We start from the raw sequence: 13,542 nt of genomic DNA, 5'->3' as shown, positions 1-13,542 counted from the left end.
CATACTGCCCTACTGCCCTAATCCCTTATTCCCCTCCTCATAGACCCTCAGCGTGCGATCGGCGATGCCGTCCCAGCTGTAATCGCGGGCGATCCAGTCGATGAGTTGCTGCGACTGTTCTGCCGTCAGCGGGTTGTCGCTCTTGCGGCGTAGCGCGGTTTTCAACGCATCGATGTCGCCGAGCGGGAAATAGTCGTCGTCTGGCAGTCCGACTTCCAGATTGGCCGTGATGTCGCTGGCCAGCACATTGAGCCCGTAGCCCATCGCCTCCAGAAGTGCGATGGGCATGCCTTCATGGCTCGACGGCAGCACAAAAAGTCCAGCCTGACTGAAAAGCGCGGAGAGTTCCTCCCCCTGCAATGCCCCGGTCAGGACGACGCCCGGCACGGCCTCGGCGCGGGTGCGCACCTCTCCCGCATAGTCGGCGGTATATTCCGCCGAGCCGATCAAGGCGAGTTTCAGCGATGGATCGGAGAGCTTGGCGAATGCCTCGATCAGATCGAGCTGGCGCTTTTCCGGTACGATGCGCGCGACCAGCGCAATATAGCGGCTCGGAACTAGCCCATGCTTTTCCAGCCAGCTTGGATCACGGCTCGGCTCGCGCAGGGTGACGCCATTCGGGATGAAGGTGACGGGAACGTTATAGCGTTGCCCGACCGTTTTCGCGATATCGTTGGAGACGGCGATGCGGGCGTTTGCAAAGCGCATTCCCCATTTTTCGCCAAGCTTCAATGTCGTGCGCGCCAGGCGGCCCCATTTTTGACGGTTATAATCGAAGCCGTGATGGGTCACGACCGTCCGCAAACCGAGCAGACGCGCAAGCGGCGTCACTAGTGCCGGGCCGATAGCGTGAATGTGCAAAATGTCGGGCCGTGTGAAACCCGCGCGCAGCACGCCCAGAAGGGTATGCACGATGGCTTCGAACTTCATCGACGTCGGCGCCCAGATCGGCGTGACTTTCACGCCTTCCCAGACATAGGGCTGTTTGTTGGGAAGATAGGGGCTGCGGCCCACCACTTCGACATCCCAACCCTTGGCGATGTAAAGACGGGCCAGTTCTTCGACATGTCGCTCCACGCCGCCCTGCACATTGGGTACGCCGCGCAGGCCGAGCATCATAACACGTCGCTTTTTAGCCCTTTGTTCCATCAAAGCGCTCCCAGTTCCGCGTAAAGTTCCAGTGTCCGGTTCCGATAAGCCTCCGGCGAGAACTCCCGACCAGCCCAGGTGCGGCCAAGACGGCCCATCCTGCGCCGGGCCTGCGGGGGCAGACTGGCGGCTTCGCTCATGACGCGGGCAAGGTCTTCAGCATCGCCGGTTCTGGCCACCATGCCGGTCTCGCCCGGCACGATCATTTCGGGAATACCGCCAATGTCGGCGCCAATCACCGGCACGCCAAGCGCATAGGCCTCCAGAATACTGATCGGCGCATTTTCATACCATTCCGACGGCAGGATCAGCGCCTTGGCCTCGCCGATGAGCCTGTGCAACCGCTCGCCCGAGACATAGCCCGCAAAGGTAATATCGCCGCCGGTTTCAGCCGCCAGCGCCCGCAAACTTTGCTCTTCCGGGCCGGTGCCTGCAATCACCAGTTTCTGGCCGGCAATTGCGGCTGCGCGGATCAGCGTGCCAATGCCCTTTTCCGGGGCCAGACGGCCCACATAGGCGAAATAGTCGCCTTCATGCTCGAAGGGTTCGAGATTATCGGTCTGTGCGAAATTCGGGATATAGACCAGCTTTTCCTCCGGCCAGCCCCATTCGATCAGCTTCGAAATATAGAAGCGGCTCGGTACCACGATGCGATCGAGCGTGTTGCGATAAAGGCCGAGCGTGCGATGGATCGCCGTTTCGACCAGAACCAACCCGCTCAACGCCGTCGAATCCTTGATGCATTTATGGACTGCGACATTGTAGATGCGCCCGCCCTTGCAGCGCTCGCAAATCTGGTTATGCGACAGCATCTTATAGGCCGGGCAGGCGAGCTTCAGATCATGCGCGGTCATGACGGTGGGAATACCCGCCGCTTTCAGCACCGGAAAGATCGACGGCGACAGGTGATGATAAACATTATGCGCATGGGCGACGTTCGGGCGAAAGCGCTCGATCAGCGCCTTGATGCGGTCGCGCGCTTCCCATGAATAGATGATCTTGCCTGCCTGCGCGACTTTGGTGAGAAGGCCGCTCTCGCGCCCATATTCGATTTCCGACACGAAATAGGACGACCAGTCGGAGGCGAAATTGTCCGGATGCTGCATGGCAAAGGGAGCCGTCTCCCATCCAATCTCGGAAAAGAGCTTGATATGGTCGAGAAAAACCGCTTCGGCCCCGCCGCGACGGTAAAAATAATTATTGATTGCCAGCAGGCGGTGATCCGGATCGGCAGCTTTCATCAGGGAGCACCTTCCTCTGCTCCGATATGAGCCAGCGCATCGCGTATCGACAAAACCTCCGCGCCGCTTTGTGCCGCATGGGAAACCAGCTTTTCGAAGGTTTCCGGCGTGCAACCGAAAGGCGTCGGCCTGTCGCTGATATCATGCGTATAGAAGATCAACCAGCCGGGATTTGCGACGAGATCGTCGATCCAGCGGGTCAATTGCTGCGAATGCTGCTCCGGCTGCCTTATCTCGACGGCTTCCAGAAAGGCGAGATCAACCGCGTCGCGATTGATCCGCTCGCCGCCACTGCGGCAGGTGGCGAAGCGGTCGGCAAACAGGCCGCGCGAGCGCATCGACGAGGCGCAATAGGGATAGGCGAAATTGCGCCGCCCGACCCGGTTCGGTTCGATCCCGTGCAGATAAGCGTGGTTGCGGTCAAGATCGGCCGCCAGATCGCGCGCGCCGACCGAAGGCACATTCCAATGTGCATATGTATGGCAGCCAATGTCGTGCCCGGCCTCGGCCAGCCTGCGGAGCCCGTCTTCGGTGATCAGCTGCCGGTGGGTTTCGACGGAGCCGACCAGGCCACCGGCAATATAGAAGGTGCCATGAAAGCCGTAGCGTTCCAGTATCTTCGCGCCTGTGCTTTCAGCACTGTCGGGAACATCGTCGAATGTGAAACTGATGATCCGCCGGTCCTTCGGCAGTGGAAAGGGCCGCAACGGAAAACTGCGGCTCAGCGCGTCATGCAGGCGGTTGTTCAGCCGGTCCAGACGTGCCCGCGCCCAGCCCAATCTGTCCTGCTCCCCCAATTTTTCCTGTCCCATTGTCTTTACCAAGCCTTTGCCCCAAAAAGCTTAACTTACAAGTCGCGCCTTCGCCTGAAGGCGCATGCCGAAAACGGCAATCATCAAACAAAACCAGACCGCGCTGCCATTCTGGAAAAACGTGCTTTCCATGCAGGATGCATAGAGGCCGTACAACCACAAACGGCTGAAAAGAAGCGTCAATGCCGGATCGTTCCCCGTCGCTTCGGCTGCTTTGATATAACTTAGCGGCAGGATCATCAGCCAGATCAGCATCAGGATCAGGCCGAAAACGCCCGCATTGATCATCATATCCAGATAGGCATTATGCGCGTTGAAGGCTGCGACTGCCCATGTCGCCCCGCCTCCCCCGGCATAGACCATTTCCGGTGTTTTCCAGAAAGAGTCCAGCCCGTAACCGAATATCGGCTTTTTAGCGACTGCCGAAAAGGCTATGCGCCAAATATCGGCGCGGTTGGTAAATGTCGCGTCAATGCCGATGCTGGTGATCAGCTGGCGGATGGGGTCCGAAACCGCAGCTCCAATGGCGACGAAATTGAACGCCGCCACCCCGCCGATCGAGATCGGAATGCGTGTCCAGCGCCAATGCGTGAAGATCAGCGATATGATGGCAATGAAGGGCAGCATGGCCGTCGATGTCTTGCCGCCCGTGTGCAGCAGGAAGAAGACACAGAGCGCCACGACCAGCCCGCCTGCCTTGCGATACCCCATTTGCCAGCCATAAAGGCCGAAGAAGCTGAGCAGCACCAATGCAGCAGCAGCAGCGTTCTTGTGCGGAAAATGTCCGCGCCATGCGCCCGCCAGCATCGGCTCGATGACATTTGTTGCCTGATGGATGGCCCGGCTCGGCATGAAGATAACGCCGAAATAGGCAAAGCCGAGCGTGATGAACGACCCGATCAGCAGGAGCCGCGCCATCTGGGTGGCGGAGCGCGGCAAAAGCAGGAATATGCTGGCATTGAGCGCCATCAATACCGACAGCACCACCTTGCGGCTTGCGATCGAAGGATGCGCCGAGACAAGGGCCGTCACGAACATCCAGATGAACAGCGTTACCAGAAGCGTCCGCGGCTGGAGAATGGTCTGGCGCAAGGGACTGCTCAGGCCGCAAGCGATGAAGCCTGCGGTCAGTCCCAGCGTCAGCAGCTGGTTCAGCAGGTTCGATTGCCCTGCCGAGGCAGCAGTGCCCAGTTCAGCACTGGAAGTCGGATAGGGGCTGATCCCCACCCACATGAACAGAAACATGATCAGAAACAGGGCAACGCCCAGCGATGACGATACCGTCGTCAGGTCGCGGGGCGATGCTTTGACTGGGACAGGGGCCGTCACACGCCGATGGGAAGCGAGGTCAGACACGGCTCTCCCGATTTCTCCGCCAGGCGCCAAGATAACCCAGCGCCAGCGCCAGCGCCACGCCGAGACCGAGCCCCACGAAACCACCGGCTGCACCGAGCAACACGGTGCGCGGCGGCCAGCTGCGGCTGACGGGCGGGATCGCCGTCGAGATCACGCGGATATTGGTGGCGTCGAGTTGCTGGCGCTGATGCGTTTCCGTCGAGCGCGTCAGGAACGTGTTGTAGATGGACACTTTGGCGGTCATGTCGCGCTCAAGGTCGGACAGCTGCACCTGCGCATCATTATCCAGCGCTACCGCAGAGCGCGCCGTCGCGGCCTGCGCATTGAGCGCATTGACAACCGCATTGGCCTGATCGAGATCGACCTTTGCCGATTGCAGGATGCGCGAGCGTTCATTGGCGATCTGCTGTTCCAGCCCGTCGAGCTGGCGCTGCGTGTTGATAAGCTCGGGATAGCGCGGGCCATAGGTCATGGTCAGCGCATCGTAACGCTGCTTCAGCGTCGCATACTGGCTGCGCAGATTGGTCATGGTCGGCGATTGCAGCGTGCTTGCCGGGCCAACCGGGCTGCCCGTATCACGAGTCAGCTCGTTATAGCGGGTGCTGGCGTCGGTCTGGCGCGCCTTGGCATCGACCAGCTTCGTGTTGATCTGCGCCATGGACTGCGCGCTGACCAGTTCGCCGCCGGTGGTCTGGAGACCATGTGCGCGGCGGAAAGCGGCGACTTTCTCTTCCGCATCGGTGGCGGCTTTCTGCAAGGAGGTCAGGCGTTCCGACAAGGCCGCAGCAGCGCGACCTGCGCCATCGGCATCCGCCTCGGCCACTTCTTCCTGAAACGACTGCGCCAGAGTATCGGCAACCTTGACCGATTTTTCGGGATTATCAGTCCAGACACCGATGGTCACGAGATAGGACCGCTCCGGCCGGCTCACGACAATGCGTTGCGACAAGGCGCGCACCGCCGTCAGCGTGTCGTCGGATGCACCCTTCGGTTTGCCAAGTCCAACCAGCGCGCGCAGATCGAAACTGGCAGGCGGCGGTACGAATTCCGGATCGCTTTGCAGGTTGAGATCCTGCACGACACGACGCAGCACATTGCCCGAGACCAGCATTTTCATCTTGCTTTCGATGTCGAGAATCTGGCTGTCAGCCTGAAGGCTCTGAGCATAGATATCGTTGGGCAAAAGCTGCAAGCCGGATGGCGGCACCAGCATATCCGTATAGGCCGTATAGCGCGGCTTGGCCGTCATGCCATAGGCAAGGCCCGCCAGTGCACCGGCAAGCGCGAGAATGACGATCCATATCCAGCGGGCGCGCACCCATTCAAGTGCCGCCCAGAGATCGATTTCCGGCAGCATGAGCCCGCCGCCGTAAGACCCCGTCTCCTGCTCCACCGGACGGGATGCAGGTGCATCGGAAACGGACGCTGGCCTTGGATATGACGGCGCATGGTTCTGCGCCAAAGCCTGGTTCCATTGCTCGAGCGTCTCTGCACCGCGCTTTTGAGCAGCCGGTTGCTGAGCCTTCGAAGCAAGGTCACGCAAGGTGTACATTGATCGATCCTATGGTTGGGCCTTTGATCGCCCTCGTGTTGCCCCGTCGCGCAAAAAGCGCCTTTGCCTTGTTTATATGAGAAGATTAAAAAAATTGGTTAATCACAACTATCGGGCAGCAATACGCGATAAAACTGGAAAATACATGACCTGTTCAGTTAGGGTTCATATTTCAACGCTACATGTGCAATAAGCACAATAACCGCAGATCAAGACAATATTGAGTAAGTCGGGAGAGGGAAACAACCTTTCCGCAAAAGCCATGCCGGGCTGGACCGAGGCGCAAAGCCGACATCGGCAGACAATGCCCGACACAGATTACCCCCTAAATCCGCAGTAAGAAATGTTGAAACGCTACTGGCCCACCTTGTTGTCCTATGCCGCATCGAGTGGCAGTCTGTTTGCAGCCAATGTGGCGCAGCTGCTGACTTTTGCCATTCTGGCACGGTATCTCGGATCACACGAGTTCGGGCTTTTCGTGACCGTCATGGCGATCACGGCCATAGCGAATTACATTTGCGGACTTGGCGGAGCCGAATGTCTCGTGCGGCGCGTGGCCCAAAACCGGGCCATCTATCCCGCCATGCTCGGGCACAATATCATCCTGATCGTCACAAGCGGCGTCGTGCTGGTGGTGATCGGCATGATCCTGCTGCCGTTCTGGCTTGAATCCGTCCCGGAATTCGCCAGCAATTATCTCGGCATGTTTTTCCTGCTCGTCACGAATATCGTGCTTGTCCGCGCCATTCTTCTCGTCGAACAGATCTATATCGCCCATACCGACTTCGTATCGGCCAACCTGTCGGTGGTCGGTTTTGCGGTGGCGCGCACGCTGGCCGCAGTCATTGCCTGCCTCGTCTTCGATATTTCAACCGTGGTGCAGTGGGCCTACTGGCAGTTCGGCTGCCATGTGCTGGTGCTGGCGATCTATGTGTGGTTTTTGCGCCGGCTCGGCGCGCCGCAATATCGAATCGTGCGCGAGGAAATCCGGCTCGGCATCATGTTCGCCTCGCAGTTCATTTTTCGCGCTATTCGCCAAAATGCCGACCTTCTCATCCTCGGCGCGCTTGTCGCACCCAGCATCGTCGGCAGCTATGGCGTAACCCGCCGTATCGTGGACAGCAGCATGCTGACCATCGAGGCTATGAACCGTCTCGTCTATCCGCGCCTGTCGCAAGCCAGCGCCAACGGCATTCACCACGCATTGCCGATCACGCTGCGTCTGCTCGGTGCTTCGCTTCTGATCGGAACGCTGACCTCGCTGGTCATCTTCATCGCCGCGCGCTATCTCCCTCTTCTGTTCGGCCAGGAATATACGACGCTGATCGCCTTCTGCCGCACACTGTGCTGGATCACGATCTTCGTCGCTCTGTGGTCGATTGCAGTGGATTTGCTCGGTGCTGCCAGCCAGCACGCCTATCGCACGGCGGTGCTGAATGTCGGTAATATTCTGGGTGCGCCGCTTCTGGCGGCAGCCACCTGGTACGCCCCGATCACCGGCACGTTCACCGCCATTTACTTTATTGAAATATGTATCGTGTTGGCTTCGTGGTGCTGCGTCTTCTATCTCGTCAAAAGAAGCCGCGAGGCTGCTGCAAGGAAAGAGGTTCAAGTTTAAGCCCGGTCCGCCCGGGCAGAGGGGCAGGGTATAGTGGGGTTCACATCTGTCGCGGATACAAGGACACATCGGGTCCGGTCCATGCGTGTCGACGACATACCAGCGGTGCGCGACCTGTTCAGACAGGTCTTCCGACCCGAAGCCACCTCGAACGACGAGAGTTTCGACCGCTATTTCCAGCAAGTTTTCTTCGAAAACCCCTATTACGATGCCGATCTGTGCAGCATCGTGCATGAGGACAGTAAGGGCGAGATCGACAGTACGCTTTGCGTGTTGCCCATCCCCTATCATGTCGACGGCAAGATCGTCATGGGAAGGCTGCTCTGCGCCTATATGATGCGCCCCGGCAGCTCACCACGCGGCGCAGCGGAACTGACGCTGACCTTGCGCTCCCGGCCCAATGATTTCTCCTTCAGCGACAGTGCAGCACCCGTCAGCACCCGCCATTTCAGCGCGGTCGGTGGCATCACGCTCGATACCCATGGCCTTGCCTGGACCCGGATTTTCCGCGCTGCCAGTTATGTGGCCCAGTTCGTCGCCGAACGCCGCGCCGCCTTGCGCGGCTGGCCTGCGGCAAAGGTCGGCCAGCTTCTGGACCCTCTCGTTCCACTGCCCAAATTGCGCAATTCCACCAATGGCAAGCTGGCGGTGCAGGACATTGAGCAAAGCGACGCCATCGGCCTGATCCGTCACTTCCTGCCGACCTATGACGCCTATCCGGCATGGACGGAACAGGACCTGCACTGGGTCTTGAACCTTGCCCGCGACAACCGCGCCGCCGGTGCGCTCCGTTCCTGCTCGGTTTCCGGCACGAGCGGCGAGCCGGTGGGTTTCTTCTGCTATTATGCCCGGCCAAACGGGATTGCCGAAGTGCTCAGCATTCTGGCGCCGAAAAACCGCGAGCAAGCCGTGGTCGAAGTCATGCTGTCCCACTTGCAGGAGGCCGGGCATATCGCGGCGCAAGGCCGTGCAGACCCGCACTTTCTCGGCGCGCTGTCGCAGCAATCGGTGATGTTCTTCCGCCTGAAAGCCAATGTCTGTGTGGTGACCGCCAATCCAGATGTGCTGAACGCCCTCGACCACAACGATATCTTTGTCGGCGGACTCGCGGGAGAAAGCTGGAGCAGGCTTGTAACCGATTTCCAGTGAGGTTCTAGCTAGAGCAGTTCCAGCAAAAGTGCGAAGCGGTTTTGCGCAGGATAATGCGTAAAAACAAATAGATAGATCGGCTCCACGATTCCATTTTAACCGGAAATGCTCTAGCGGCTGAACCGGCGTTCGAGCAGGAAGAATGTCGTCGGCCCATTGGCGCTGGCGCCGTTATCGAGACGAAACTCCACTGCGCCCTCGCCGGTCGCAACGGGCGCATGAAGCTTGCCGTCAAGGCCGATGGCGGACAGTTTCCAGACCGATGCGGCGCCTGCAAGCCGGATATCGACGCGGTTGCGCAGCAGTGTAACGGGCAGACGCCCCCAATCCTCGATCACCTTTTGCGCGCTGTCGCGAAAACGCATATCCGTGTTGCGCGCATCGGTGGCAAAAATCACCAGCATCTTTTCGCTGGTCGCGAGGGGTTGTTCATCGAGCGCCGACACGGAAACGAGGCCGCGCTCTTCGGCATTGCCAAGTGTCACAACCCCGAGCGTCAGACTGTCCTTCAGATCGGCAAAGGCCAGAGCTTCGGTGCGGGGTGTCACCACCCGCATGCGGCTGCGGTCACGTTCCAGAAGGAGTTCCCCGGTCGCGCTGGCGAAGATGCCACGATAGGGATCGGTCGGATTGTCCTGCGAAAGCAAGCCTGCCTGTTTCAAACGCCCCAGAACATTATCCAGCGCGACATTGCGATAATTGATCTCGATGCCCCGCGTTACGGTTTCCGGCCATTGCAGACCGGAGGCGAAAAGTCCGATACCGCCGACCAGCGCCAGCGGTTTCAGCCTTTCCGGCTCACGCGCCTCAAGCGAATCTCCCAAGCTGGTTTCGCCCTGTATCATGAAGGGAACGGTAAAAGGCGCCGTTTTGACATCGCCACGCCGGAACAACAGCGAGGCCAGCGTTTCGCCCGCCCGCGCCACCGGATCGACCGCAAATGTATAGGGCACGATGCGCTGGCGAAGCGGCTCCGCCTCGTCGAAACCAAGCGTGACCGGCCCCTGCCCGTGGCGGCAAATGCCGTCCCAGCCCTGCAAGGCGGCATAGGCCGGAAAGACCAGCCCGGCTTCGTAGCGATAGCGGTTCCAGAACAGATGTTCATATTCGGTAACGAAGAACGGACGCCCGATCCAGCGCCCCGCCGCAAGCTCGCTTACATAGAAAGCGGCCTCACCGATGGAGCTGTTCTGCTTCATCGTCGTTCCCTGTTCCATTGAGCCGGTCCAGTCGTGATAGCTGTTGGCGCTGACCGCTTGTTGCGGCATGCGCGACAGCGCGGTCTGGACCGTGAACCAGTTATTATAGGGTGCGATCAGCCCCTTATAACCCAGCTTCCGATAGGCAGCCTCAAAGCGCGCGGCCAGCGCCTGTTCCCGCTCGACGGCGAAAGCCTGAAAATCATGCAGCCGCCGACCGCCGCCGGAGCGGCTTTGTGGCAGTTGCACCGTTCCCGCTTCAAGGCTTTCGCCAGCGGCAAGACCGCCCCAGGCGCGCGACAATGCAGCCGTGCCGGTATAACGTTTTTTCAAAAACGCATTGAAAGCCGGGGCAAATCCCGGCCAGAACGGCCCGCTCGCTGGCCTGCCATGCAGGAAACTCGTGAATTCAATGCCATTCTCATTGAAGGGAACAATCAGCGCCAGCGCCGGGTCGTGCAGCGGGGCCAGCCCCGTATAGGGATTGACCGTCGCATAGACTTCCTTTTGAAACCGCAACCAGTGGTCGAACGCGGTGTCGTCCACATAGATGCGGCGTTTCAGATTGCCTTCCGGCCCCCAGCGGTTGATATCCTTGCCGCCGAGCGCGCCGCTTTCCGCCGTCAGCCCGTCGATGGTCAAGTAGATGCCTTCGCGTTTCAACGCCGCCATCAGATAGCGAATGCGGTCCAGCGCCTGTGGGTCGAAGTTGAAGTCACCATCCCGACCCAGCATCAGGTCGGTGTCGAGGAAATGCAGCCGCGCAATATTGTAGCCATGGAGACGCAGCTGCCGCACATAACGGTCGATGAAGGCGTGGTCAATTTTCCCGGCTGACGGCAATCGCCAGGAGAGCGACGCGCAAAACAGGCGCTGAGGCTCATCCGGCTTTGCAGCCCGGACCAGACGCCCGGCGGCATTGGCGACGATGCGACCTTGCTCATCGATCGCAGGGTTGGGCAGAAAGGACGAGAAGTCCAGCGGGCTGCCCGGTGCCATTTCCAGCCGGGTTTCGGTGACCGGCATCCACTCTTCCGCGCCAGCCGTTACCGGCCAGCACGCCAAAGCGCCGAGACCGGCAAGGCAGGTTAGGAAAGCGGCGCGCGGCTTTCTCATGTCGTCTCTTTGAGAGGCTCTTTCGATATTTCTTTCACAACTCGGCTTTCGATCCAGTCCTGCGGCTTTCGGCGCGACTGGAAGAAGCCGAGCGGCATGGCGGCTGCGTGGAAAATCCACGCAACAACCGCGTAGACGCCAAGCGAAACGCTGCGCTCGCGGATCGACATCAGCACGAAAGGCAACAGCGCGAAAACGAGGGCTGCGACAGGCCCCCAAGGCGTGACGAAACCCAGCAATAGCGCGGCGAACACCAACAGCCACCAGACATAGACCGCGCCCCAGAGCCGCAATTCCGGCAGTTCTTTTATAACGTTCTTCCAGTGCGGCTGCCCGACTGCCGCGCGCAGCACCTCGCCCGTGCCGCGCAGATATTTGCTTTTCCAGCGGCGTGTCAGAAGCTTGTAGGCATTCATCGAATAGCCGAAATGCTGCACGAATGGCCGGTCGAGACGGTGCAATTTCCAGCCATGGGTACGCAGCCGCACGCCCGCGTCAAACTCCTCATGGCCATGCAGGTTGCGGTCGGAGAAATAGCCTGCCTGTTCGATTGCGGCACGACGGTAGAGCCCGCCGCCATTCATCCGGTCGATGTTACCAGCCTGCTTTTCGGGCGTATGCCTGCGGGCTCGCCGCTGAAATTCAAGGCTTTCCAGAATCTGGTCCACCACATGGCCGGTGACGCCACCGGCTTCGGGGTGGTCGGCCATATATTGCAGGGCTGCCGGAAAAAAATCCGGTTCGATGATCATGTCCCCGTCAATCAGGCCGACGAAAGGTTGCGTGGAATATTGAAAGCCCAGTTGCGGCCCCAGACCGCAGCTCGCCCGCGCAGGCGCTTCGATCTGCACCACCCGCACCGGATAGGCGCTGGCAATCTCCACCGTGCGATCTGTCGAACCGCTATCGGAGACGATGACTTCGACCTGTTCGTCCGGCAAGGCTGCAAGCGCGCTTTCAATCGCGGCGGCGATGCGCTGTTCTTCATTCAAAGTCTTGATGATGATCGAAACTGACATTACCCCGCCTTGCCCGCTACCGGTTGGTTATCGACAGTCATCGCTTGAAGCACATACACTTCTTGGATGTTTTCCAAAGTTTCATAGTTCCGTTTAGTTTCAAATAAACTAAACACCGCTATGCCAATATCGAATCGTCAGTGCATATTGGCGGATAAGCTTATCAACCGGCAAAGCAAACAGATATTTCAAGGCTACTGATGTCGAATGCCAATTTTCAAATAGAAGTACACAGTCGCGTTGATGATATATCCGAAGACTGGCCCGATGCAAATGACAGCAGCGGCAGCGCATTGTTCGTCTTTCAGTCGAAAACGTTTTTGCGCGCCTGGGAAGCGAGTTATGGCCAAGCCCGCAAGGCCCAGCTTTGTCTGGTCGAGGTGCGCGACCAGGACCGGCGCCCGGTCCTTTTTGTCCCCCTTTACATCCAGCAGCAACATGGCGCGCGCGTCCTCGCCTTCACCGATGACGGTGTGGCCGATTACAATGCGCCGATCCTTTTCGACCATGGGCAGACATGGGATGCCGCAAGTGCGGAGGCGCTGCTGCAATCCATTATCGCCGCTCTGCCGCCCTTCGACATAGCGGCTTTCGACAAGATGCCGGAAAGCATCGAGGGCCGCCCCAATCCGTTCTGGTATATTTCCAACCGCGATTGCGATGAGGCAACGCAATGGATCACGCTCGACCGGGCACAGCCCGATATCGAAGCATCGATCCGCGGCCTGCGCACCTTGAAAAAGCGCGCCAAGGCGCTGCGTCAGGCAGGCCGCTATCGCTTTCTCGTCACGCGCACGCCGGAAGAACGCGCCACCATTCTCGACGCCATGTTGCGGCAGAAGCAGCGGCGCTTCGTGGAAACCCGCGTGCCGGGCTTCGACGCTCATCCCGAAAAGCGCCAGTTCTTCGAGCTGGTGACGGAACCGCTCGCCGCCCGCAACGCCCTGCATTTCTCCGCCCTGACCATGGACGACGAGGTGGTCGCCACCATGTGGAGCGTCACGCGCAACGGGCATTATTGTGCAATGATCACCACTTTCGAAGATGGTGTCTGGAACAAATATTCGCCTGGCAAGGTGCTGATCCTGCGCCTGATCGAAGCGCTGAAAACCGACAATTACGCCTGTTTCGATCTCGGCTTCGGCAATGAGCCGTGGAAGCAGGATTTCGCAGATCGCACGATCCCCTTGCGCGATTATGTTGCCGCCCGGACAGCGCGCGGGAAACTGTCTCTGGCAAGCCAGCAACTGTTACGATCGCTGCGCTCCACCCGACTTTATCAGCGGCTTCGCCCGCTCAAATGGGAATTGCTGCGCCGGTTCTCGCGCTGA

The 13,542-nt window shown here is 59.4% G+C and carries 10 protein-coding genes; 3 read left to right on the top strand and 7 right to left on the bottom strand.

From position 1 onward, the window contains the following. Positions 1-9: 9 nt before the first annotated feature. The 5 genes from ABWW11_RS03010 to ABWW11_RS02990 are packed head-to-tail and all read right to left on the bottom strand — an operon-like array spanning position 10 to position 6,110. Positions 10-1,149, bottom strand: coding sequence for a glycosyltransferase family 4 protein (locus ABWW11_RS03010; RefSeq protein WP_319080565.1), 1,140 nt, complete (start codon positions 1,147-1,149; stop codon positions 10-12). Further along, positions 1,149-2,390 carry a glycosyltransferase family 4 protein gene (locus ABWW11_RS03005; RefSeq protein ID WP_109368341.1) on the bottom strand — a complete coding sequence of 414 codons (1,242 nt, stop codon included), beginning with the start codon at positions 2,388-2,390 and terminating at the stop codon, positions 1,149-1,151. Before ABWW11_RS03005 ends, ABWW11_RS03010 begins: the two co-directional genes overlap by 1 nt. Further along, entirely contained in the window at positions 2,390-3,202 is an 813-nt protein-coding gene (locus ABWW11_RS03000) for a polysaccharide deacetylase family protein (RefSeq protein ID WP_109368340.1), read from the bottom strand. Before ABWW11_RS03000 ends, ABWW11_RS03005 begins: the two co-directional genes overlap by 1 nt. Before the next feature lie 30 nt (positions 3,203-3,232). Continuing rightward, a complete protein-coding gene (locus ABWW11_RS02995; protein ID WP_319080564.1) occupies positions 3,233-4,558 on the bottom strand; it encodes an O-antigen ligase family protein in 1,326 nt (441 codons plus the stop codon). After that, positions 4,551-6,110 carry a GumC family protein gene (locus ABWW11_RS02990; protein ID WP_109368339.1) on the bottom strand — a complete coding sequence of 520 codons (1,560 nt, stop codon included), beginning with the start codon at positions 6,108-6,110 and terminating at the stop codon, positions 4,551-4,553. The genes ABWW11_RS02995 and ABWW11_RS02990 overlap by 8 nt, the downstream gene beginning before the upstream one ends. 343 nt (positions 6,111-6,453) lie before the next feature. Here ABWW11_RS02990 and ABWW11_RS02985 point away from each other — a divergent pair, with 343 nt between their 5' ends. Next, entirely contained in the window at positions 6,454-7,728 is a 1,275-nt protein-coding gene (locus ABWW11_RS02985; protein ID WP_353408926.1) for a lipopolysaccharide biosynthesis protein, read from the top strand. An 81-nt stretch (positions 7,729-7,809) separates the two neighbouring features. Continuing rightward, on the top strand, positions 7,810-8,877 hold the full coding sequence (locus ABWW11_RS02980) for a hypothetical protein (RefSeq protein WP_109368338.1): 1,068 nt from the start codon (positions 7,810-7,812) through the stop codon (positions 8,875-8,877). Positions 8,878-8,987: 110 nt separating this feature from the next. Here the strand turns inward: ABWW11_RS02980 and ABWW11_RS02975 are convergent, their stop codons facing one another. Both ABWW11_RS02975 and ABWW11_RS02970 read right to left on the bottom strand, forming a co-directional pair. Continuing rightward, positions 8,988-11,192: a glycoside hydrolase gene (locus ABWW11_RS02975; RefSeq protein WP_235858903.1), complete on the bottom strand. Its 2,205-nt coding sequence runs from the start codon at positions 11,190-11,192 to the stop codon at positions 8,988-8,990. Beyond that, a complete protein-coding gene (locus ABWW11_RS02970) occupies positions 11,189-12,211 on the bottom strand; it encodes a glycosyltransferase family 2 protein (protein WP_109368337.1) in 1,023 nt (340 codons plus the stop codon). Before ABWW11_RS02970 ends, ABWW11_RS02975 begins: the two co-directional genes overlap by 4 nt. Positions 12,212-12,531: 320 nt before the next feature. Between ABWW11_RS02970 and ABWW11_RS02965 the strand changes: the two genes are divergently transcribed. Then, positions 12,532-13,542, top strand: coding sequence for a GNAT family N-acetyltransferase (locus ABWW11_RS02965; RefSeq protein WP_283736024.1), 1,011 nt, complete (start codon positions 12,532-12,534; stop codon positions 13,540-13,542).

This window comes from Brucella sp. NBRC 113783 (assembly GCF_040372265.1).
Lineage (GTDB): Bacteria > Pseudomonadota > Alphaproteobacteria > Rhizobiales > Rhizobiaceae > Brucella > Brucella teleogrylli.
This window is presented reverse-complemented; position numbering and strand designations above follow the sequence as displayed.

What these genes read in the sequence shown, in the direction of transcription:
- ABWW11_RS03010 (WP_319080565.1), bottom strand. Translation starts at nt 1,149, where the DNA reads ATGGAACAAAGGGCTAAAAAGCGACGTGTTATGATGCTCGGCCTGCGC.
- ABWW11_RS02990 (WP_109368339.1), bottom strand. Translation starts at nt 6,110, where the DNA reads ATGTACACCTTGCGTGACCTTGCTTCGAAGGCTCAGCAACCGGCTGCT.
- ABWW11_RS03005 (WP_109368341.1), bottom strand. Translation starts at nt 2,390, where the DNA reads ATGAAAGCTGCCGATCCGGATCACCGCCTGCTGGCAATCAATAATTAT.
- ABWW11_RS02985 (WP_353408926.1), top strand. Translation starts at nt 6,454, where the DNA reads ATGTTGAAACGCTACTGGCCCACCTTGTTGTCCTATGCCGCATCGAGT.
- ABWW11_RS03000 (WP_109368340.1), bottom strand. Translation starts at nt 3,202, where the DNA reads ATGGGACAGGAAAAATTGGGGGAGCAGGACAGATTGGGCTGGGCGCGG.
- ABWW11_RS02975 (WP_235858903.1), bottom strand. Translation starts at nt 11,192, where the DNA reads ATGAGAAAGCCGCGCGCCGCTTTCCTAACCTGCCTTGCCGGTCTCGGC.
- ABWW11_RS02970 (WP_109368337.1), bottom strand. Translation starts at nt 12,211, where the DNA reads ATGTCAGTTTCGATCATCATCAAGACTTTGAATGAAGAACAGCGCATC.
- ABWW11_RS02980 (WP_109368338.1), top strand. Translation starts at nt 7,810, where the DNA reads ATGCGTGTCGACGACATACCAGCGGTGCGCGACCTGTTCAGACAGGTC.